A 19,585-nucleotide genomic window follows, 5' to 3' on the forward strand; every position below is an offset into this window, starting at 1 on the left:
CGTCCTTAGTTGGTCGGGCGCTTCATACGCCAAAGCGCAAAGCCTGTCATCACGATCCATGTCGCGGCCAAAAGAAACCACGTCATGGCGTATTCGAAATGGTCGTTCGGGATGCCCTGCGAGGTCACCGGCAGGGGCAAAATCGCGGGGTCGGTCGATGATCGGGCAATGATCAGAACCGGGGCGGTGTTCAGCGCTGCGGCCATCACCGCGACCTCGCGCGCATACCAGTAATTGCTGGCGGGGTCGTTCGGGGGGGTCGATTCGTAGCGTTCGTCCGGCCAGTGCAGGTTCCCCGTAACCTGCATCGCACCCGTCAGACGCTCCGCGTCCTTTGCGGTGACGCGCACAAATCCGCGATCAACCATGATCCGGCGGTCCCCGGTGTCAAACGGCGCGATGATGCGAAATCCCGCGCCGTGGTCGCGCGTGCTGACCAGAACGTGCAGCTCTTCACTGCCCATGTCGCCCGTCGCGACCACCGGCAGAAACCGGTGCGATTCGGGGTCGGGTTGCGCGGGCAGCGCCACGGGACCGGCCAGGATCGCCGCGTCGATCTCTTCCAGAACACCCTCTTTCCAGTGCAGACGCTGCATCTGCCAGGTGCCCAGGCTGAGGAACACGGCCAGCACGGCAACGGACAGGATAAAGGTGATGGCGATGCGCATGGCGGGCCTCGAAAAGCAAAAGCGCGAGGCCGAAGCCCCGCGCTCATTAAGCGTGTTCTGGTGGAAGGTTCAACCGCCCCAGATGTAGACGGCGGCGAACAGGAACAGCCACACCACGTCCACAAAGTGCCAGTACCAGGCGGCCGCCTCAAAGCCGACGTGGCTTTCCGGCGTGAAATGCCCCTTGGTGGCCCGGAACAGGCAGACCGCAAGGAAGATCGTACCGATGATCACGTGGAAGCCGTGGAAGCCCGTGGCCATGAAGAAGTTGGCACCGTAGATGTTGCCCGACAGGCCGAAGGCCGCGTGGCTGTATTCATAGGCCTGGAACACGGTGAAGATCGCACCCAGCATGACCGCCAGCGTCAAACCGGTCACCAGGTCCTTGCGGTTGTTTTCATGGGCGATCGCGTGGTGCGCCCAGGTCACGGCAGCACCGGACAGCAGCAGGATGATCGTGTTCATCAGCGGCAGGTGCCAAGGGTCGAAGGTTTCGATGCCAGCCGGCGGCCAGATGCCGTCAACCGCCGGGCTTTCCGGGCCCATCGGGTACATGGCGTGCTTGAAGAAGCTCCAGAACCAGGCCGAGAAGAACATGACTTCGGACATGATGAACAGGATCACGCCATAGCGCAGGCCGATTTTCACCACCGGGGTGTGATCGCCGGTTTCGCCTTCGGTCACGATCTCGGACCACCAGGCGAACATGACATAAAGCACACCGACAAAGCCGATCGCGAAAATCCAGGGGTTGCCCTGCGCCATCCATTTAACGGCTCCGAAGAGCATAATGAATGCGAAGACCGAGCCCAGAAGGGGCTGAATCGACGGGGGCAGGATGTGGTAATCGTGGTTCTTAGCGTGCGCCATGCGTTCGTGTCCCTGGTTTAGTTCGTGCTGCCCGTCGTCGCAGGAATGGCCAGCTGGGCCAATTCCTCGGGCAGGTCGGTTTCGTGGAAAGTGTAAGAGAGCGTGATGACCTTGGCAAACTTTGCCTCGCGATCATCGACGATTTCGGGGTCGACATAGAAGGTCACCGGCATTGTCACCCGTTCACCCGGCTGCAAAACCTGTTCGGTAAAGCAGAAACAGTCGATCTTGGAGAAGTAATAGCCCGCCGAATAGGGCGCGACGTTATAGCTCGCGGTGCCGGCAATCGGCTTGTCGGTCGGGTTGTAGGCTTCATAAAAGGCCAGCCCGGTCTCACCGATGCGCAGCTCCATCTCGCGCTGCAGCGGTTTGAATTCCCAATCCATGCCGGCCTCGACGTTCGAATCGAAGCGCACGGTGATGGTCCTGTTCAGGATCGTGTCCGATCCCTGCTGCGCGGTTTGCGTCACACCGCCAAAACCCGTGACCCGGCAGAACCAGTCATAAAACGGCACCGAGGCCCAGGCCAGTGCGCCCATCAGGACGACAACGCCCACCATCTTGGTGGCCGTCTTTTGCGGCGCGCTCAGGCTCATTGGCTCTGCTCCGCGGCAGGCAGGGTGTTCGGCGCGGGACTGTTCACCTTGGCAATGGTCAGAAAATAGACAAGCGCAACAAAGCCGACCAGCACCAGGCCAAGGCCCACGTTGCGGCTGAGGCGACGTTGGTGGATTTCGTGTTCGGCGCGAATATCCATGTTACCAGCCCCCCAGGCCATAAGGTTTCAGGGTCGCTTCGACCAAAAGCGCGCCGTAGTGCAGGAACAAGTAGGCCAGCGACAGTTTGAACAACCCGCGCTCGGCCTTGTGTTTGTCGGCATCGCTGTCGTCGTCGGTGCGGCGCCAGACGTTGACGGCACCCTTGATGAACATCGCGTTCAGCACCACGGCCACGACCATATAGACCGGCCCACCGATCGAGGTCAGGCCCAGCGCAATCGCCACGGCGGCGAGGGCAAAGGTATAGCCCAGGATATGCGCGCGGGTGGCGCGGCGTCCGTGTGTCACGGTCAGCATCGGCACACCGGCATTGGCATAATCGCCCTTGGTGAACAGCGCCAGTGCCCAGAAATGCGGCGGGGTCCAAGCGAAGGTCAGGGCGAACATCAGCACGCTTTCGATGCTGATCCCGCCCGTGGCCACGGCCCAACCGATCATTGGCGGGAAGGCACCGGCGGCGCCGCCGATGACGATGTTCTGCGGCGTCCAGCGCTTCAGCCACATCGTGTAGATGACCACGTAAAAGAAGATGGTGAAGGCCAAGAGCGCGCCGGCCATCATGTTGGCGGCCAGCGCCAGCATCACGACTGCAATCCCGGACAGGGCCACGCCCAGGCCCAGCGCCTCGCCCTCGGTCACTTTGCCCGACGGGATCGGGCGCGACAGGGTGCGCTTCATCTTGCGGTCGATATCGGCGTCCCACCACATGTTCAGCGCGCCGGAGGCCCCGCCGCCCAAAGCGATGAACAGGATCGAGGCCAATGCCACGACCGGGTGCACAGACACCGGGGCCACGACCAAGCCAACCACCGCGGTGAACACGACAAGCGACATGACGCGCGGTTTCAGCAGCGCGTAATAGTCGCCGAAACCGGCTTCGCCCGTCTGGCCGTTGCTATGAAGACTTGTGTCGCTCATCTTTTCCCACCGGATACAGCAAGGCCGCGCTTGTCACGCGGCCCGGCCCTGTCAGGTTTCAGTCAGCCGAAGCAACCGTGACGGAACGCGGTGTGCCCGCATATTCTTCGATTGCCGCATCCAGCCAAGCGTCGTATTCCGCCTGGGTCACAGCTTTCACAGTGATCGGCATATAGGCATGGTCCTTGCCGCACAGTTCCGAACACTGGCCGAAATAGATGCCTTCCTTGCCTTCGTCGACCTCGAACCACAGCTGGGCGATGCGGCCCGGCACGGCGTCCTGCTTCACGCCAAAGGCGGGAATGGTCCAGGAGTGGATCACGTCGGCACCCGTCACGTTCATCACGACGATCTTGCCGGTCGGCACGACAACAGCGGTGTCGGTGGCCAGAAGGTATTCGTTCTGAGTGTATCCGGCCTCTTCCAGCTCTTCGCGCGCCAGCATGAAGCTGTCGAAGGCAAAGTCGTGGTCCTGATATTCATAACCCCAGTACCACTGGTACCCGGTGGCTTTGATGTACACATCGCCTTCGGGAATTTCCTGCTGCTGGAACAGGACCGGCAGCGACAGCGCGCCGATGAAAACCAGGATGACGATCGGGATCAGCGTCCAGGCGATCTCGATTGTGGTGTTGTGGGTGAAGGTGCTGGGCGTCGGGTTGGCACGACGGTTGTAGCGCACAACAATGATGCCGACGAGTGCGAAGACAAAAATGCAGATCGCGGTGATGATCCAAAGGATGATCGAATCCAGCCCTTGCGTTGCTGTGGCAACCGAAGTCGCCGGTGGCTGAAAATTGATGCCACCCTGAATCGGAGCGCCCTTGATTTCAAGGCTTTGCTGGGCCAAGGCGGCCGTCGCGGTGAGTGTAGCGGTGGCAGCGGCCAGACCGGCCGTGAAGGTCTTCGTAAGTCGCATGTATCTTTCCTGTTCACGTGGTGCTTGTGCCGCACCCGGCGAAGGGCCCACCACGACTGGCGTGGGAATCCCATTGTGTCCCTGCGGTTTGAAACCATATTAAGGAGGTCGGAACAAGGAAAAACTGCGCTGTTTTGACGCTTGAACGCGGTGTCGCAGCACGAAAATCGGGGGTCGCATGAGCGAACACATTCAATTTCGGCCATTTGAGACCCATCTGGACAGGGACACGGCGCTGTCACAGTTGCAAGAGGCCACACAGGGGGCTGACGACGGGGAATTGTTCCTGGAGCGCCACCGCTCCGAAGTCTTGGTGTTTGATGATGGCCGGGTAAAGACCGCAAGCTATGACGCCAGCGAGGGATTCGGCCTGCGCGCGGTGAAGGGCGAGCTGTCGGGCTATGCCCACGCCACCGAGATCAGCGAGGCCGCGCTGAAACGCGCAGTGACGACCGCGCGGCTTGCCGTGGGCGACGGCGGTGGGGCGCTGGCCGATGGGCCGCAGCCGACCAACCGGCGGCTTTACAGTGACGCAGACCCGATGGCAGACGCCAGTTTTCCGGTGAAAATCGACACGTTGCGCGACATTGATGCCTTTGCCCGCGGGCTGGACGACCGGATCGTGCAGGTCTCGGCCACATTGGCGGCCAGCCTGCAGGAGGTCCACATCCTGCGCCCTGACGGCACGCTCGTGTCGGACACCCGCCCGATGTCGCGCCTGAACGTGTCGGTGATCGTCGAACAGGACGGGCGACGCGAAAGCGGCGGGCATGGCGGTGGCGGGCGGCTGGGCCTGGACGGGTTGATCGACCCGGCCCATTGGCAGGACGCGACCCGCGAAGCGCTGCGCATCGCTTTGGTGAACCTCGACGCCGAGCCCGCGCCTGCGGGGCAGATGGACGTGGTGCTTGGCTCTGGCTGGCCCGGCATCCTGCTGCACGAGGCCGTGGGCCACGGGCTTGAGGGGGACTTCAACCGCAAAGGCAGCTCGGCGTTTTCGGGGTTGGTCGGCACTCAGGTGGCTGCAAAAGGGGTCACCGTGGTTGATGACGGCACCATCCCCGACCGGCGCGGATCCCTGACCGTGGATGACGAAGGCACCCCCAGCGCACGCAACGTGCTGATCGAGGACGGGGTGCTGACGGGGTACATGCAGGACCGGCAAAACGCCCGCCTGATGGGCGTGACCCCCACCGGCAACGGACGGCGGCAAAGCTATGCCCACACGCCGATGCCACGGATGACCAACACGATCATGGAAGGCGGCGACGCCACGCGGGAGGAGGTTCTGGGTGAACTCAAGGACGGCATCTATGCGGTTGGATTCGGCGGCGGACAGGTCGATATCACCAACGGCAAATTCGTGTTTTCCTGCACCGAGGCCTACCGCGTCGAAGGCGGCAAAATCGGTGCTCCGGTGAAGGGCGCGACCCTGATCGGTGACGGCCCGGCGGCGATGAAACAAATCCGCGCCATTGCAAACGACATGGCGATGGATCCGGGCATCGGCACATGCGGCAAGGCCGGGCAATCGGTGCCCGTCGGGGTCGGACAACCGACGCTTCTGATCGGCGGTCTGACCGTGGGTGGCTCGGCGGCGTGAGCCTGCGGTGATCGGCGCGGGGGCGTTTCCACTGCCCTGGCGCCGATTCACGTCCTGTTAACCAATCGGACGCTATGGTTAATCCGCAAGAGACGGAATCAGGTAGCCCAGTGGATCTTTTCCCTTCCCCCCACCCCCTCACCCCACCCCAATGTGTGGAAGATGAGCTTGCCTGGCTCCGGCTCTTGCGATCACGCCGTGTCGGCGTGTCGACCTTTTTCCGGCTGATGGACGAACATGGCACCGCGCAGGCCGCCCTTGAGGCGCTGCCCGAGGTGGCAAGTGCCGCCGGTGTCAGCAAATACCAGCCCTGCACGATGGCTGTGGTCGAGGATGAGATGAAGCGCGCGCGCTTTGCAGGTGCCCGGTTGATCGCCTATGGCAGTCCTGAATATCCCAAACCACTCACCGACATTCCCGACGCCCCGCCGCTTTTGTGGGCGATGGGGGACACCTCGATCCTGGCGCGCCCGATGGTGGCCCTGGTCGGCGCGCGCAACGCCTCGTCTCTGGGCACCCGCATGGCGCGCAAACTGGCGGGTGATTTGGCCGAGGCCGGCTTTGTCGTCGTTTCGGGCCTGGCACGTGGGGTCGATACCGCCGCGCACATGGCGGCGCTCGATAAAGGCACAATTTCGGTGATGGCCGGCGGGGTGGACGTGATCTACCCGACCGAAAACACCGTTTTGGGCGAAGAGATCGCTGAAAAGGGCCTGCGCCTGTCAGAACAGGCGATGGGACTGTCGCCGCAGGCGCGCCATTTCCCCCGCCGCAACCGCATCATTTCCGGCCTGGCCCAAGCGGTTGTGGTGGTCGAGGCGGCGGCGAAGTCTGGCTCCCTCATCACCGCGCGCAATGCGCTGGATCAGGGGCGCGACGTGTTGGCCGTGCCTGGCCATCCGTTCGACGCGCGCGCCTCTGGCTGCAACATGCTGATCCGTGACGGCGCGGTTTTGGTGCGCGGCGCAAATGACGTGATCGAAGCAATTGGCACGGCAAAACCCGCGGTTCAGGCACCCATCGCCGAAATCCCGGAACCGGCACGCACACCGCGAAGCCACGCCGACCACTTGGCGTTGCACGCGCAGATCCTGTCGCGCCTCGGGCCCAGCCCGATGGCCGAGGATCAGTTGATCCGCGACCTGTCCGCAGATCCGTCGCAGGTGTCACAGGAACTTGTTGATCTGGAACTTGACGGCCGTATTCAACGCCAGCCTGGCGGACTTTTGTCCTTGGCCAACTGATCCTCAAATCAGGCCGCGGCCCCGCTGCCGCAAATCCCTCCTGTCACGTCGCATCCCGGGCTATGCCCGCCGCAAACCTTGCGCAATTGTAACAGCGGACTTGCGCTGCGCCGCAGCGCGGCTATAAATTGGTCAGCATTCCTTACCAGCGCAGACAGGAGCCCCTGCCATGCCCGAATTCCACAAGATCCTGATCGCCAATCGTGGTGAAATTGCCATCCGCGTCATGCGCGCGGCCAACGAGATGGGCAAGAAGACTGTCGCGGTCTATGCCGAAGAAGACAAGTTGGGCCTGCACCGTTTCAAGGCCGACGAGGCCTATAAGATCGGTGAAGGCATGGGGCCGGTCGCGGCCTACCTGTCCATCGACGAGATCATTCGCGTGGCGAAAGACGCGGGCGCGGATGCGATCCATCCCGGCTATGGCCTGCTGTCGGAAAACCCCGATTTCGTGGATGCCTGCGCGGCCAACGGCATCACCTTCATTGGCCCCAAGGCTGACACCATGCGCGCGCTTGGTGACAAAGCCTCGGCGCGCAAGGTGGCAATGGCTGCAGGCGTGCCGGTGGTCCCGGCCACCGAGGTGCTGGGCGACGACATGGCCGCGATCCGCACCGAGGCCGAGGAAATCGGCTACCCCTTGATGCTGAAGGCCAGCTGGGGCGGCGGCGGGCGTGGCATGCGCCCGATCCATGGCCCCGACGAGTTGGAAGAAAAAGTGCTGGAAGGCCGGCGCGAGGCCGAAGCGGCGTTCGGCAATGGCGAGGGCTATCTGGAAAAGATGATCACCCGCGCGCGCCACGTCGAGGTGCAAATCCTGGGCGATACCCACGGCAACATCTATCACCTGTGGGAACGTGACTGTTCCGTGCAGCGGCGCAACCAGAAGGTCGTGGAACGCGCACCCGCGCCTTATCTGAGCGAGGCGCAACGCGAGGAGATCTGCAACCTCGGCAAGAAGATCTGCCAGCATGTGAATTATGAATGCGCCGGCACGGTCGAATTCCTGATGGATATGGAGACCGGCAAATTCTACTTCATCGAAGTAAACCCGCGCGTGCAGGTCGAACACACGGTGACCGAGGAAGTGACGGGCATCGACATCGTGCAGGCGCAGATCCGCATCGCCGAGGGTAAATCGCTGACCGAGGCGACAGGGGTGGCGAGCCAATATGACGTGAAGCTGAACGGCCACGCGCTTCAGACCCGGATCACCACCGAGGATCCGCAGAACAATTTCATCCCCGATTACGGCCGCATCACTGCCTATCGCAGCGCGACCGGCATGGGCATCCGCCTGGATGGCGGCACGGCCTATGCGGGAGGGGTGATCACGCGGTACTATGACAGTCTTTTGACCAAGATCACCGCCTGGGCCCCGACGCCCGAGGCCGCGATTGCAAGGATGGACCGCGCCTTGCGGGAGTTCCGCATCCGTGGCGTATCGACCAACATTGCGTTTGTCGAAAACCTGCTGCGGCACCCGACCTTTCTGTCGAATAACTATTCGACCACGTTCATCGACAAGACGCCGGAGCTGTTCAAGTTCCGCAAGCGCCGCGATCGGGCGACCAAGATCCTGACCTATATCGCCGACATCACGGTGAACGGGCACCCCGAGACCGAGGGGCGTCCCCTGCCCCGCGCCGATGTGAAGGCGCCCAAACCCCCCGCGCCGCGGACAGCCCCCGCGCCGGGCACGCGCAACCTCTTGGAGGCGAAAGGCCCGCAGGCGGTTGCCGACTGGATGGCCGAACAGCCGCAGCTTTTGTTGACGGACACGACGATGCGCGATGGGCACCAGAGCCTTCTGGCCACCCGGATGCGCTCGATCGACATGATCGGCGCCGCACCCGCCTACGGCGCGAACCTGCCGGGGCTGTTCAGCGTGGAATGTTGGGGGGGGGCCACTTTCGACGTGGCCTATCGCTTCTTGCAGGAATGCCCCTGGCAGCGCTTGCGCGACCTGCGGGCGGCGATGCCAAACGTGATGACGCAGATGCTGCTGCGGGCCTCGAACGGCGTCGGATACACCAATTATCCCGACAACGTGGTGCAGGAATTCGTGCGTCAGGCGGCCGAGACTGGCGTTGACGTGTTTCGCGTGTTCGACAGCCTGAACTGGGTCGAAAACATGCGCGTGGCGATGGATGCTGTGGTGGAGGCGGGCAAGGTCTGCGAAGGCACGATCTGCTACACCGGCGACATCCTGGACCCCAGTCGCGCGAAGTATGACCTGCAATACTATGTAAACATGGGCAAAGATCTGCGCGACGCGGGTGCCCATGTGCTGGGATTGAAGGACATGGCCGGACTGCTTAAACCCACCGCGGCGGGCGCGTTGGTCAAGGCGTTGAAGGAAGAGGTCGGGCTGCCGATCCATTTTCACACCCACGACACGTCGGGCATTGCCGGTGCCACGATCCTGGCCGCTGCCGAGGCTGGCGTGGACGCGGTCGATGCGGCGATGGACGCGTTTTCCGGCGGAACGTCGCAGCCTTGCCTAGGCTCCATCGTCGAAGCCCTGCGCCACACCGACCGCGACACCGGGTTGGACATCGGCGCGATCCGCGAAATGTCGAACTATTGGGAGGGCGTGCGCGCGCAATATGCGGCGTTCGAAAGCGGGCTGGAGGCCCCGGCTTCCGAGGTTTATCTGCACGAAATGCCCGGCGGGCAGTTCACCAACCTCAAAGCCCAGGCGCGGTCGCTTGGGCTTGAAGACCGCTGGCATGAGGTCGCGCAGACCTATGCCGATGTAAACCAGATGTTCGGCGACATCGTGAAGGTCACGCCGTCCTCGAAAGTGGTCGGTGACATGGCACTGATGATGGTCAGTCAGAACCTTTCCCGCGACGACGTGGAGCACCCGGACACCGATGTCGCCTTCCCGGACTCGGTCGTCGACATGATGCGCGGCAATCTGGGCCAGCCGCCGGGCGGTTTTCCCGACGGAATCGTCGACAAGGTGCTGAAAGGCGCCAAACCCGATACCTCGCGCCCCGGCAAGCATTTGAAACCCGTCGATCTTGAGGCCGCGCGGGCCGAGCTGTCGGCGGAACTGGACGGCTTCACCGTCGATGACGAGGATCTGAACGGCTACCTGATGTATCCCAAGGTCTTCCTGGACTACATGGGACGGCACCGCAGCTATGGCCCGGTGCGTACCCTGCCCACACGCAATTTCTTCTATGGTATGGAGCCGGGTGAAGAAATCAGCGTGGAGATCGATCCGGGCAAGACACTTGAGATCCGCTGTCAGGCCATCGGCGACACCAATGACGAAGGCGAGGCCAAGGTGTTCTTTGAACTCAACGGCCAGCCGCGCGCGGTGCGGGTGCCGGACCGCAAGGTGAAGGCCACCACGGCGTCCCGGCCCAAGGCGGAACAGGGCAATTCCGACCATATCGGCGCGCCGATGCCGGGGGTCGTGGCCAGCGTCGCGGCGACCGTGGGCAGCCATGTGCACGAAGGCGACCTGCTGTTGACGATCGAAGCGATGAAGATGGAAACCGGCATTCATGCCGAGCGGGACGCGACCATTCTTGCAGTGCATGTCGCCCCCGGCGCCCAGATCGACGCCAAGGATCTGTTGGTCGAATTGGAGTGACCGCTTGACGGGGGGCTGTCCACCCCCCACCCTGCTGCAAACTGCGACAGGGGACCGACATGATCACAGCACTTTACGCCGGACTGGCCGCGCTCATGCTGCTTTGGCTTTCGTTCCGCGTCAGCCTGAAACGCATGGCGCTGAAGGTCTCTTATGGCGATGCGGGCGACAAAGCGCTGGGGCGGGCGATCCGGCTTCAGGGCAATTTCGTCGAATATGTGCCGATGCTTCTGATCCTGATGGGCGCGGGCGAGGCTTTGGACGCCCCGGGCTGGGTTCTGCACCTGTTCGGCGTCGCCCTGATCGGGTCACGTCTGGTCTATATCGTGGGCTATGGCAGCGACCCGCAACGCCCAGCTCTCCGCCAGATTGGCATGACGATCACCTATCTGCTCTTACTGGTTGGCGGCCTTTCGGTGGCGGGTCACGCGCTGCTTGGATAGCGTGCAAAACTTTTTTACGGAAAGCGCGTTTTTCCTCTTGCGGGTCCGCGTCAGAGTTTATATCTCACGCCTCACCCAAGGACGCGGGCGTAGCTCAGGGGTAGAGCATAACCTTGCCAAGGTTAGGGTCGTGAGTTCGAATCTCATCGCCCGCTCCAATAACAAAACGGCCTCCGGATCGCTCCGGGGGCCGTTTTGCGTTGCAGGTACCAAGGGACATCGTAGCGATGCGATGGGCGCAATCAGGCCCGCGCCGCTTCGCGCCCCGCAATCTCGTGAATCATCGAATGCAGCCTTGCCTTGACCTTTTCGTCGGTGATTGAAGACAGGGCCTGCGCGGCACGCGCGGTGCGCTCGTCCATCAGGTCCGCCAACGACGCCTCATCTGCATTCAACCCTTCAAAGAAGTGCTGTGGCGTGACGCCCAGCAACAGGGCGATCTCGTAAAGCTTGCTGGCCGATACCCGGTTGTGACCGGTTTCGTATTTCTGCAATTGCTGAAACGACAGGCCAAGGCGGGCCGCCACATCTGCCTGGGTCATGCCTCGCAGCAGGCGGGCTTCTCTGATCTTGCGCCCGACATGGGCGTCCACCGGATGGTTCATTTTGCTCCTCCTCCCCCTCAGGGTCTCTCGCTTAACGAGAGTGACGGAAGTAAGAATGTTTTCAATTGATGACCTTTGCACGTTAAAGGTGTAAATTGATGACCAATATGGATGATAAATCACCCATCCCGGGCTGATTGGCTTGCTTGGCTGCGGCCTTGATGGTTAGGGTAACACCGGACGTGGTACTGAAACAGGACAGGTATGGCGCAACAACCAAGCCCCGCATTGCTGTATGAAATGATGCGCTCTTTCGTGAGTCTGGCGGACACGCTCAACCTATCGAAATCTGTTCGCGCGTTGAACACCACACGCCAGACCCTGCGCCGCCACATCGCCACGTTGGAGGACCACAAGGGCGGTGCGCTGTTCCAGATCGAGGATCAGCAGTACCGCCTGACCGATCTTGGAGAGCGCAGCCTGCGCGAGGCCGAGCAGCTGATTTCACGCGCCGATGCGTGGCTCGCCAACCAATCTGGCCATGTCGGGGGTCTTCTGCATCTTGCCCGCGATCTGGGCGATGGCGCGCCCTATTACCTGCAACAGCACCACCTTGACCGGCTCTGGACCAGCTCCAGCCCGCTTTTGCAACGCGGGCTTCAAATCTGGGCCGAGGCCAAGGGCGAGATCGAAAGCGACGCCTATGCAGCGATGCGCCCTTACCTGATGGTGTTTCGCGAACATGCCGGGGAATGGATCTGCGTCGACGTTGGCGCGAACAGCTCTTATGCCACCTGGTATGGCTGGCGCTGGGAAAAGTCTGCGATCGGACGCTCGGTTGAAAAGCTGCCCGGCGGGGTCGGATTCGCCAATTTGCTGAAAGTGCCATTTGATGACATTCACGCCACCGGCGGGGTTCGTCTGGACCACATTCACACGATGATCCGACGCAGTGGGGATGACGAGATGCTCGCGCCGATTTCCTATCAACGCCTGCTGACCGGATGCAAGTTCCCAGACGGGTCATTTGCCTTGGCGGCCTTGATCGACCGCACCTGGAACATCGACATCGAAGGCCTGCCACAGGCGATGGCAAAATCGATGTCCAAGGACCTGATCATGAAAGTTGACGCGCCCTGACGTTGAACGCTAGAGGGTTAACGCAAGCATAGGTTACACTGCCCCGTGAGGATGGATGAACCACGGGAGCCTATCATGACCATTCACGACACTTTTGCCGGGGCACAATACGTGACCAAAATCGTCGACCTGGCCTTCGACTCCGGGATAAACCTTCAGGTTGGATCGGATTTTCACGAGTATTCTCAGTTGATTACCGAACACCGCCCGGAACAACCCCTTGGCGCACCGTTTGATCCGACCTTGCAGGGAATCAATGCCGAAACCGGGTTCTGGATCACCGGCTGGGGCCGGGACGGACAACTGGTCCACACTCAGGCCATGCGCCGCTTTGACATAGGGGGCGTTAGTCTTTCTGACTACCTTGGGCAGAAGTTCCGTGATTTTCCGCCTGCCGGGCTGGCGCTGGACCTGGATGCAAGTGAGTATCGGCCAGGCCCCGGCGCCAAGCGGATCAGCGGGGTCACCTGCTATCACGGCGAAGCTTGGCTGAAGGGCGGCGACACCGGTTTTCGCGGCACCGGACTGGCCGGCGCGCTGGCGCGGTTTGCCCTGGCCACCGCGGTGTTGCGCTGGTCACCCGACTACATTTTCGGCTTCATGCCCGAACGCCACGCCTTCCGCGGGCTGGTCGAGCGCGAAGGCTATATGCATTCTGACCCGGGCGCGCTGGACTGGCACCTGGCGGACAGCGAAAAGGTGCTGCGCGGCTACATGGTCTGGATGGGGCGCGATGACCTCAGCCATATCATGACCTTGCCAGCAGTGGACTTGGCGGCCTGAAGCCTCAGAACGCCTTGAAGGTCAAGGTGGTCAGGGATCGATCGATCCCCTCGATCACCAGAAGCTGGTCGTTGATGAACTTGCCGATGTCCTGATCGGCCGGGATGTAAAGCTTGAGCAGAAGGTCGAATTCGCCGCTGGTCGAATACAATTCCGAGTGGAATTCACGCTGAATGATGGCCTCGGCCACATCATAGGTTCTGCCGGGGCGGCAGCGCAGTTGCACGAAAACGCAGGTGGTCATGGCTTTCTCCTTGTTGATGGCGACACTGGCACAAAGCCACAGGTGCCAACAAGTTCCATTTGCCGCCTTTTCCCGGCCCCCTGCCCCGCTTATAAGGCGCGGGAGAACAAAGAGGATTACCCGATGCGCACAGCCAGTGTTTCCCGCAACACCGCCGAAACGGCGATTTCCGTCCAGATCAACCTGGATGGCACCGGGGCGTATGACAACCAGACCGGCGTGGGGTTCTTCGACCACATGCTGGACCAACTGGCACGTCATTCGCTGATCGATATCACCACGCGCTGTGACGGGGATCTGCACATCGACGACCACCACAGTGTCGAGGACGTGGGTATTGCCCTGGGCCAGGCGCTGACGCAGGCTCTGGGCGACAAGACCGGTATCCGGCGCTATGGCGAATGCCACTTGCCGATGGACGACGCCCAGGTGCGTTGCGCGCTGGACCTGTCGGCGCGCCCCTTTCTGGTCTGGAACGTGGACTTGCCCACCCCCAAGATCGGCAGTTTCGACACCGAGCTGGTGCGTGAGTTCTTCCAGGCCTTTGCGACCCACGGCGGGATCACCCTGCACGTGGATCAGGTCCACGGGTTCAATTCGCACCACATCGCCGAGGCCGCGTTCAAAGCGGTTGCGCGGGCGCTGCGGCTGGCGGTCGAGACCGATCCGCGCAAGGCGGATGCGATCCCCTCCACCAAAGGGGCGCTCTAGGCCCTGGTGTTGGAAGAATGAAAGCTTGCGCGGGTTTTCGCGCCGGATTTTACCCAGAGATGTTCGAATACTGAAAGCCTGACAAGATGCGCACAGCCCTGATCGACTATGAAAGCGGCAATCTGCACTCGGCCGAAAAAGCGTTTCAGCGCATGGCGCGCGAAACCGGCGCGGGCGAGGTCGTCGTCACTTCTGACCCCGAGGTTGTCGCGAAAGCGGACCGCATCGTCCTGCCGGGCGACGGTGCTTTTCCGGCTTGCTGGAAAGAGCTGTTCGACCATCGTGGCATTTTCGAAGCGGTTGACGATGCGGTAAACCGTCAGGGCAAGCCGTTCATGGGCATCTGTGTTGGCATGCAAATGCTGGCCTCGGTCAGTCGAGAATACGTGGACACGAAGGGCTTTGACTGGATCGGCGGCGAGGTCGTGAAGATCGCGCCCGCGGACCCGGCCCTGAAAGTGCCGCACATGGGGTGGAATGACCTGGTGATCGACCATGCGCACCCGGTGCTGGAGGGCGTGTCCACCGGCGATCACGCCTATTTCGTGCATTCCTATCACTTCAAGGTGGCGGACCCGGCCCATCGCCTGGCCTTCTGCGACTATGGCGGCGACATCACCGCGATCGTCGGGCGCGACAACATGGTGGGCACGCAGTTCCACCCGGAAAAAAGCCAATCTGCCGGGTTGCGCATGATTGCGAACTTCCTGACCTGGGCGCCATAGCAAAAGGGCGCCCGAAATCGGGCGCCCTTTGAGTTCTGTCAGGGTATCACGTTACAGACGCGACCAGCTTTGCGATTTGCACAACAGCCCGCCCGCGACACAGCCTTTCATCTTCAGTTTGCTGCCGTTCAGCTGCAACTTGCCGATGTAGATCTTGTCGTTTGACGGGCGCCAAACCTCACCCTCGTACTTGCCGCCACCGACGGCAACCATGCCGCGGATGATGTTCTTGCCCTGGTTGGGGCTTTGGTATTCAGCACCATTCTCAAAGCTCTTGACGATTTTGCCACAGATCTTGGCACCGCACATGTGCACGTCGACATGGGCATATTTGCCGTCATCCACTTCGGTTTTCCACATGCCCAGCACCGGGTCGGCCAGGGCCGGCGCGGCCATTCCGATCAACGCCACAAGGGCAATTGCAAACTTTTTCATCATTTCCTCCCTGATGTTTCCGGCCACCCTGACCCAAGGCCCGCCCGCCTGGCAACCGTAACGTAAAGGCAACCGGCCGCTTGGCAATCCTTCGCCCACATGTCAAAAGCCGGGCGAAACCTGACCGGAGGCCCCCATGATCCTGTACCCTGCCATCGACCTGAAAGACGGAAATTGCGTGCGCCTGGTGCGCGGCGAAATGGACCAGGCCACAGTGTTTTCCGACAGCCCCGCCACCCAAGCGCGCAGCTTCCAGGACGCGGGCTGCGACTGGATCCATCTGGTCGACCTGAACGGCGCTTTCGCGGGGGAACCGGTGAACGGCGCGGCAGTGGAGAGCATTCTGGACGCCATCACGGTGCCCGCACAGCTGGGCGGCGGCATCCGCGACATGGCCACGATCGCGCGCTGGATCGACAAGGGATTGTCGCGCGTCATCCTGGGCACGGTCGCGGTGGAAAACCCCGACCTGGTGCGCGAAGCGGCACGCGAATACCCCGGCAAGGTCGCGGTCGGCATCGACGCGCGCAACGGGCGCGTCGCCACCAAAGGCTGGGCCGAGGAAACCAACGTGATGGTCACCGACCTGGCGAAGAGCTTTGAAGACGCGGGCGTCTGCGCCATCATCTACACCGACATCAACCGCGACGGCGCGATGCAGGGTCCGAATGTCGAGGCGACCGCGGACCTGGCCCGCGCCGTGTCGATCCCGGTCATCGCGTCGGGTGGCGTCAGCTCACTGGACGACTTGCGGGCGTTGAAAGCCTGTGGCGCGCCCTTGAACGGGGCGATCTCGGGCCGGGCGCTGTATGACGGGGCAATTGATTTGAAAGCCGCGCTGGACGTGCTAAAGGCCTGACATGCTGAAAACCCGCATCATTCCCTGCCTGGACGTCGCCGAGGGCCGCACGGTCAAAGGGGTCAACTTTGTTGACCTGATCGATGCCGGGGATCCGGTAGAACAGGCGCGCGCCTATGACGCCGCGGGGGCGGATGAGCTGTGTTTCCTGGACATCAAGGCCACCCACGAAAACCGCGGCACCATGTTCGACCTGGCCACCCGCACCGCCGAGCAATGCTTCATGCCCCTGACCATTGGCGGCGGCGTGCGCACGCCCGATGACGTGCGCGACCTGCTGCTGGCGGGCGCGGACAAGGTCAGCTTCAACTCGGCCGCCGTGGCCGACCCCGACGTGGTGGCCCGCGCGGCAGACCGGTTCGGGTCGCAATGCATCGTCGTAGCGATCGACGCCAAGACCGTCAGCCCCGGAAAGTGGGAGATCTTCACCCACGGCGGGCGCAAGTCCACCGGCATTGACGCCGTCGAGTTTGCCAAAACGGTCGAGGCGAAGGGCGCGGGCGAGATCCTGTTGACCAGCATGGACCGCGACGGCACCAAGGCCGGGTTCAACCTGCCCCTGACCCGCACCATCGCGGATGCCCTGCATATCCCGGTGATCGCCTCGGGCGGCGTAGGCACGCTGGACCACCTTGTCGAAGGCGTGACCGAAGGCCACGCCAGCGCGGTTTTGGCCGCAAGCATTTTCCATTTCGGTGAATACACCATCCGCGAGGCCAAGGAACACATGGCCAACGCGGGCGTCCCGATGAGGCTTTCATGAGCGTTCTCAACGACCTGGCCGCAACCATCGCCACGCGCAAGGGTGCCGACCCCGACACGTCCTGGACCGCGAACCTGCTGTCCAAGGGCCCAGAAAAATGTGCCGAAAAGTTCGGTGAGGAAGCGATTGAGGCCATCATCGCCGCGGTCAAGAACGACCGTGCGAACCTGACCGCCGAAGCCGCCGACGTTCTGTATCACCTGCTGGTCATGTTGGCCGCGCGCGACGTGCCCCTGGACGATGTCCTGGAGGAGCTCGCTCGCCGCGAGGGCACCTCGGGCATTGCCGAGAAAGCCGCGCGCCCCTGACGCTTTAGAGCAGGAAGTCGCCGCCGTCCCACAGCTTGATCGCGTCTTCGTCCCCCATATCGGCGGGATCTGGGATTGCGCAGGGTTGGCGAACAGGCAACCCGCCGGATCGCCTGGGCTCACCGGATCGGCATGGGTGAAACCAAAGTCGAATTCATGTTGCGCAGCACCGCTCGCCGTCACCTCGGCCGTCGCGTCGGCGTCTTTGAACGCGGTCCCGCCGAACAGGCAGAGCATGTCCCCCGGATCAACCGCGTCATCACTTTCACGTGCCCGAAACACGGCAAAAACGCCGGGAAATTACGTGACCATAAGTCACCGTTTCTTTGCCCGAAGGCGTGACGATAAAGCTAGGTCAGACCAGCTCTGTCAGGGCGGCGCCTCCGAACAGGCGCGGGTATTCTATCTTCGGGCACCGGTTCTGGATCACGTCCAGCCCGGCCGCCTCGGCTTTGGACTGTGCGGCGGCGTTGGTCACGCCCAGCTGCATCCAGATCGTGCGCAGCCCGGCAACATGGGCCAGTGCGGCGTCCACCACCGGTTCCACAGCCTCGGGGCGGCGGAAGATGTCGATCATGTCGACGCCGTCGGGCAGCGACGCCAGATCGGCCACCACGGTTTCGCCGAACATTTCCTGTCCGGCCAGGCCGGGGTTCACACCAATGACGCGATAGCCCCTGTCGGACAGATATTGCGCCACCTGATGGCTGGCCCGGTCCGATTTGGCGGACAGACCCACCACGGCAATCGTGTGGGTGCGTTTCAGGATGTCGGCGATGTGGCTATCAGGATAATCAAGCATTCCGCGACGTTATCACGCCCCCAGCGCAGAAAAAAGCGCCCGAAGCCATAGGCCCGGGCGCTGAGTGTGTGGAACGAGGGACAGTGGTTGAGGCTGCAGGGGTTCCACGCCCTGCGCTCACGATAAGAGATAGGCACCCAACCCGGCTTTGAAAGGGCTCGTCAACAACTTGTGATCGGCAGTTCCCCGCCGATACTCACCCGTTTTGGCGCGCCGCATAAAGCCCGACCGCCGCCGCGTTCGAGACGTTGAGCGAGCCGAAACCGCGGGCCGCGGGGATCTTCACCAACTGGTCGCAGGTCGCCTTGGTCTTGTCGCGCAGGCCCGGCCCCTCGGCGCCCAGAACCAGTCCGACGGCGCGGCCCTTCAGGGGCGCCAGCGCTTCGTCCAGCGTGCCTTCGGCCTCTCCGTCCAGCCCGAACAGCGTGTAGCCCATGTTCTGCAGCGTCACCATCGCGTCGGCCAGGTTCTTGACCCGAAGGTACGGCTGACGCTCCAACGCGCCCGAGGCGGTCTTGGCCAACGCCCCGGTTTCAGGCGCGGAATTGCGATGCGGGGCGATGACCGCGCGCGCGCCGAACACCTCGGCCGAGCGTAGCACCGCGCCCACGTTGTGCGGGTCGGTCACCCGGTCCATCAGGACGACGATCGGCACCTGCCCCTCTTCACCCATGCAGACCTCCTCCAGCGGGCCCCAGTCCAGCGGCTTGACCTCAAGGGCGGCCCCCTGGTGCACCGAGCCGGGATCGATCGGCGCGGGAAACTTGCGCGGGTCGGCCATTTCCGGCTCCATGCCCGAGGTCGCGATGGCCTCGCCCAGCTTGTCGGCGGCGTTCTTGGTCAGGATCAGGCGCAGTTTTTCGCGGGCCGGGTTCATCAGCGCATCACGCACCGCATGCAGGCCGAACAGCCACACGGTTTGCGCCGCTGCCGCGCGCTTGGACTGCTCTTTTTCAATGACCCATTTGGGTTTTTTCATGGGTCTGGTCCCCTGTTCGATGTCAGGGGCGCAAGATGCGTCAGGGAACCGGGCGCTGCAAGGCATTTTCCTGTTGACGACAGGATTTCGCACGCGTAATCAGCCCCTCACGTTCGGCACGTTGTGCAGGACAGTGGGCGACAGGCCGCAAGGTGTGGCAGGGGACTGTAACTCCCTCGCGGAGACGCACGCCTGGTTCGATTCCAGGGTCGCCCACCACTTCTTCATTCCCGGAAA

General features: G+C 62.5%; 23 protein-coding genes and 2 tRNA genes. 14 read left to right on the plus strand and 11 right to left on the minus strand.

Going from position 1 to position 19,585, the window contains the following annotated elements; genetic code table 11:
* Positions 1-5 precede the first annotated feature (5 nt).
* The 6 genes from MN188_RS05870 to coxB all read right to left on the minus strand — a co-directional run bounded on the left by MN188_RS05870 (position 6) and on the right by coxB (position 4,154).
* Complete coding sequence (locus tag MN188_RS05870; RefSeq protein WP_242106654.1) at positions 6-668, minus strand: SURF1 family protein; 663 nt, start codon at positions 666-668, stop codon at positions 6-8.
* Between the two features lie 69 nt (positions 669-737).
* On the minus strand, positions 738-1,538 hold the full coding sequence (locus MN188_RS05875; RefSeq protein ID WP_242106655.1) for a cytochrome c oxidase subunit 3: 801 nt from the start codon (positions 1,536-1,538) through the stop codon (positions 738-740).
* A gap of 17 nt (positions 1,539-1,555) precedes the next feature.
* Positions 1,556-2,134 carry a cytochrome c oxidase assembly protein gene (locus MN188_RS05880; RefSeq protein ID WP_242106656.1) on the minus strand — a complete coding sequence of 193 codons (579 nt, stop codon included), beginning with the start codon at positions 2,132-2,134 and terminating at the stop codon, positions 1,556-1,558.
* Positions 2,131-2,295: a hypothetical protein gene (locus MN188_RS05885; RefSeq protein ID WP_242106657.1), complete on the minus strand. Its 165-nt coding sequence runs from the start codon at positions 2,293-2,295 to the stop codon at positions 2,131-2,133. The genes MN188_RS05880 and MN188_RS05885 overlap by 4 nt, the downstream gene beginning before the upstream one ends.
* Before the next feature lies 1 nt (position 2,296).
* Positions 2,297-3,235 (minus strand): heme o synthase, encoded by a 939-nt coding sequence (cyoE, locus tag MN188_RS05890; protein ID WP_242106658.1) that lies wholly within the window; start codon positions 3,233-3,235, stop codon positions 2,297-2,299.
* A 58-nt stretch (positions 3,236-3,293) separates the two neighbouring features.
* Positions 3,294-4,154, minus strand: coding sequence for a cytochrome c oxidase subunit II (coxB, locus tag MN188_RS05895; RefSeq protein ID WP_242106659.1), 861 nt, complete (start codon positions 4,152-4,154; stop codon positions 3,294-3,296).
* Between the two features lie 178 nt (positions 4,155-4,332).
* Between coxB and tldD the strand changes: the two genes are divergently transcribed.
* The 5 genes from tldD to MN188_RS05920 all read left to right on the plus strand — a co-directional run bounded on the left by tldD (position 4,333) and on the right by MN188_RS05920 (position 11,212).
* Positions 4,333-5,757, plus strand: coding sequence for a metalloprotease TldD (gene tldD, locus MN188_RS05900; protein ID WP_242106660.1), 1,425 nt, complete (start codon positions 4,333-4,335; stop codon positions 5,755-5,757).
* Between the two features lie 74 nt (positions 5,758-5,831).
* Entirely contained in the window at positions 5,832-7,001 is a 1,170-nt protein-coding gene (gene dprA / locus MN188_RS05905; RefSeq protein ID WP_420838964.1) for a DNA-processing protein DprA, read from the plus strand.
* Positions 7,002-7,170: 169 nt separating this feature from the next.
* Complete coding sequence (locus MN188_RS05910; protein ID WP_242106662.1) at positions 7,171-10,611, plus strand: pyruvate carboxylase; 3,441 nt, start codon at positions 7,171-7,173, stop codon at positions 10,609-10,611.
* Positions 10,612-10,670: 59 nt separating this feature from the next.
* Positions 10,671-11,054: an MAPEG family protein gene (locus MN188_RS05915; protein WP_242106663.1), complete on the plus strand. Its 384-nt coding sequence runs from the start codon at positions 10,671-10,673 to the stop codon at positions 11,052-11,054.
* 83 nt (positions 11,055-11,137) lie between these two features.
* Positions 11,138-11,212, plus strand: a tRNA-Gly gene (locus tag MN188_RS05920).
* Between the two features lie 84 nt (positions 11,213-11,296).
* On the opposite strand, the gene MN188_RS05925 is transcribed toward MN188_RS05920, so the two are convergent.
* Entirely contained in the window at positions 11,297-11,659 is a 363-nt protein-coding gene (locus tag MN188_RS05925; protein WP_242106664.1) for a helix-turn-helix domain-containing protein, read from the minus strand.
* A gap of 240 nt (positions 11,660-11,899) precedes the next feature.
* On the opposite strand from MN188_RS05925, the gene MN188_RS05930 reads away from it, so the two are divergent.
* Both MN188_RS05930 and MN188_RS05935 read left to right on the plus strand, forming a co-directional pair.
* Positions 11,900-12,739 (plus strand): LysR family transcriptional regulator, encoded by an 840-nt coding sequence (locus MN188_RS05930; protein ID WP_242106665.1) that lies wholly within the window; start codon positions 11,900-11,902, stop codon positions 12,737-12,739.
* Positions 12,740-12,814: 75 nt separating this feature from the next.
* Entirely contained in the window at positions 12,815-13,522 is a 708-nt protein-coding gene (locus MN188_RS05935) for a hypothetical protein (protein WP_242106666.1), read from the plus strand.
* A 4-nt stretch (positions 13,523-13,526) separates the two neighbouring features.
* Here MN188_RS05935 and MN188_RS05940 read toward each other — a convergent pair whose 3' ends face one another.
* A complete protein-coding gene (locus MN188_RS05940) occupies positions 13,527-13,766 on the minus strand; it encodes an Lrp/AsnC ligand binding domain-containing protein (RefSeq protein ID WP_242106667.1) in 240 nt (79 codons plus the stop codon).
* Between the two features lie 123 nt (positions 13,767-13,889).
* On the opposite strand from MN188_RS05940, the gene hisB reads away from it, so the two are divergent.
* Entirely contained in the window at positions 13,890-14,477 is a 588-nt protein-coding gene (gene hisB, locus MN188_RS05945) for an imidazoleglycerol-phosphate dehydratase HisB (RefSeq protein ID WP_242106668.1), read from the plus strand.
* Between the two features lie 86 nt (positions 14,478-14,563).
* Positions 14,564-15,202: an imidazole glycerol phosphate synthase subunit HisH gene (hisH, locus tag MN188_RS05950; RefSeq protein WP_242106669.1), complete on the plus strand. Its 639-nt coding sequence runs from the start codon at positions 14,564-14,566 to the stop codon at positions 15,200-15,202.
* Positions 15,203-15,253: 51 nt separating this feature from the next.
* Here the strand turns inward: hisH and MN188_RS05955 are convergent, their stop codons facing one another.
* Complete coding sequence (locus MN188_RS05955) at positions 15,254-15,637, minus strand: DUF2147 domain-containing protein (protein ID WP_242106670.1); 384 nt, start codon at positions 15,635-15,637, stop codon at positions 15,254-15,256.
* A gap of 136 nt (positions 15,638-15,773) precedes the next feature.
* Here MN188_RS05955 and hisA point away from each other — a divergent pair, with 136 nt between their 5' ends.
* From hisA to MN188_RS05975, 4 genes are all read left to right on the plus strand, one after another.
* Positions 15,774-16,496 (plus strand): 1-(5-phosphoribosyl)-5-[(5-phosphoribosylamino)methylideneamino]imidazole-4-carboxamide isomerase, encoded by a 723-nt coding sequence (hisA, locus tag MN188_RS05960; RefSeq protein WP_242106671.1) that lies wholly within the window; start codon positions 15,774-15,776, stop codon positions 16,494-16,496.
* Position 16,497: 1 nt separating this feature from the next.
* Positions 16,498-17,259 (plus strand): imidazole glycerol phosphate synthase subunit HisF, encoded by a 762-nt coding sequence (gene hisF / locus MN188_RS05965; RefSeq protein ID WP_242106672.1) that lies wholly within the window; start codon positions 16,498-16,500, stop codon positions 17,257-17,259.
* The gene (locus MN188_RS05970; RefSeq protein ID WP_242106673.1) at positions 17,256-17,567 is read left to right on the plus strand and encodes a phosphoribosyl-ATP diphosphatase; all 312 of its coding nucleotides are present in this window, start codon (positions 17,256-17,258) and stop codon (positions 17,565-17,567) included. The genes hisF and MN188_RS05970 overlap by 4 nt, the downstream gene beginning before the upstream one ends.
* A gap of 132 nt (positions 17,568-17,699) precedes the next feature.
* Positions 17,700-17,909: a hypothetical protein gene (locus MN188_RS05975; RefSeq protein WP_242106674.1), complete on the plus strand. Its 210-nt coding sequence runs from the start codon at positions 17,700-17,702 to the stop codon at positions 17,907-17,909.
* A 13-nt stretch (positions 17,910-17,922) separates the two neighbouring features.
* Here the strand turns inward: MN188_RS05975 and MN188_RS05980 are convergent, their stop codons facing one another.
* Positions 17,923-18,369, minus strand: a complete 447-nt coding sequence (locus MN188_RS05980) for a CoA-binding protein (RefSeq protein ID WP_242106675.1) — start codon at positions 18,367-18,369, stop codon at positions 17,923-17,925.
* Between the two features lie 196 nt (positions 18,370-18,565).
* Positions 18,566-19,348 (minus strand): 23S rRNA (guanosine(2251)-2'-O)-methyltransferase RlmB, encoded by a 783-nt coding sequence (gene rlmB / locus MN188_RS05985; RefSeq protein ID WP_242106676.1) that lies wholly within the window; start codon positions 19,346-19,348, stop codon positions 18,566-18,568.
* A 135-nt stretch (positions 19,349-19,483) separates the two neighbouring features.
* Here rlmB and MN188_RS05990 point away from each other — a divergent pair.
* A tRNA-Tyr gene (locus tag MN188_RS05990) sits at positions 19,484-19,567 on the plus strand.
* Positions 19,568-19,585: the final 18 nt, after the last annotated feature.

Source organism: Aliiroseovarius subalbicans, assembly GCF_022678625.1.
Classification (GTDB): Bacteria; Pseudomonadota; Alphaproteobacteria; order Rhodobacterales; family Rhodobacteraceae; genus Aliiroseovarius_A; species Aliiroseovarius_A subalbicans.

Excerpts from the sequence above, each read along its gene's own strand:
- MN188_RS05925 (WP_242106664.1), bottom strand. The coding sequence starts at position 11,659 with ATGAACCATCCGGTGGACGCCCATGTCGGGCGCAAGATCAGAGAAGCC.
- cyoE (WP_242106658.1), bottom strand. The coding sequence starts at position 3,235 with ATGAGCGACACAAGTCTTCATAGCAACGGCCAGACGGGCGAAGCCGGT.
- MN188_RS05980 (WP_242106675.1), bottom strand. The coding sequence starts at position 18,369 with ATGCTTGATTATCCTGATAGCCACATCGCCGACATCCTGAAACGCACC.
- dprA (WP_420838964.1), top strand. The coding sequence starts at position 5,832 with ATGGTTAATCCGCAAGAGACGGAATCAGGTAGCCCAGTGGATCTTTTC.
- MN188_RS05875 (WP_242106655.1), bottom strand. The coding sequence starts at position 1,538 with ATGGCGCACGCTAAGAACCACGATTACCACATCCTGCCCCCGTCGATT.
- tldD (WP_242106660.1), top strand. The coding sequence starts at position 4,333 with ATGAGCGAACACATTCAATTTCGGCCATTTGAGACCCATCTGGACAGG.
- MN188_RS05940 (WP_242106667.1), bottom strand. The coding sequence starts at position 13,766 with ATGACCACCTGCGTTTTCGTGCAACTGCGCTGCCGCCCCGGCAGAACC.
- MN188_RS05930 (WP_242106665.1), top strand. The coding sequence starts at position 11,900 with ATGATGCGCTCTTTCGTGAGTCTGGCGGACACGCTCAACCTATCGAAA.
- hisF (WP_242106672.1), top strand. The coding sequence starts at position 16,498 with ATGCTGAAAACCCGCATCATTCCCTGCCTGGACGTCGCCGAGGGCCGC.
- MN188_RS05915 (WP_242106663.1), top strand. The coding sequence starts at position 10,671 with ATGATCACAGCACTTTACGCCGGACTGGCCGCGCTCATGCTGCTTTGG.
- hisH (WP_242106669.1), top strand. The coding sequence starts at position 14,564 with ATGCGCACAGCCCTGATCGACTATGAAAGCGGCAATCTGCACTCGGCC.
- coxB (WP_242106659.1), bottom strand. The coding sequence starts at position 4,154 with ATGCGACTTACGAAGACCTTCACGGCCGGTCTGGCCGCTGCCACCGCT.
- MN188_RS05935 (WP_242106666.1), top strand. The coding sequence starts at position 12,815 with ATGACCATTCACGACACTTTTGCCGGGGCACAATACGTGACCAAAATC.
- MN188_RS05885 (WP_242106657.1), bottom strand. The coding sequence starts at position 2,295 with ATGGATATTCGCGCCGAACACGAAATCCACCAACGTCGCCTCAGCCGC.
- MN188_RS05870 (WP_242106654.1), bottom strand. The coding sequence starts at position 668 with ATGCGCATCGCCATCACCTTTATCCTGTCCGTTGCCGTGCTGGCCGTG.
- hisA (WP_242106671.1), top strand. The coding sequence starts at position 15,774 with ATGATCCTGTACCCTGCCATCGACCTGAAAGACGGAAATTGCGTGCGC.
- MN188_RS05970 (WP_242106673.1), top strand. The coding sequence starts at position 17,256 with ATGAGCGTTCTCAACGACCTGGCCGCAACCATCGCCACGCGCAAGGGT.
- MN188_RS05880 (WP_242106656.1), bottom strand. The coding sequence starts at position 2,134 with ATGAGCCTGAGCGCGCCGCAAAAGACGGCCACCAAGATGGTGGGCGTT.
- MN188_RS05910 (WP_242106662.1), top strand. The coding sequence starts at position 7,171 with ATGCCCGAATTCCACAAGATCCTGATCGCCAATCGTGGTGAAATTGCC.
- MN188_RS05955 (WP_242106670.1), bottom strand. The coding sequence starts at position 15,637 with ATGAAAAAGTTTGCAATTGCCCTTGTGGCGTTGATCGGAATGGCCGCG.
- MN188_RS05975 (WP_242106674.1), top strand. The coding sequence starts at position 17,700 with ATGGGTGAAACCAAAGTCGAATTCATGTTGCGCAGCACCGCTCGCCGT.
- hisB (WP_242106668.1), top strand. The coding sequence starts at position 13,890 with ATGCGCACAGCCAGTGTTTCCCGCAACACCGCCGAAACGGCGATTTCC.
- rlmB (WP_242106676.1), bottom strand. The coding sequence starts at position 19,348 with ATGAAAAAACCCAAATGGGTCATTGAAAAAGAGCAGTCCAAGCGCGCG.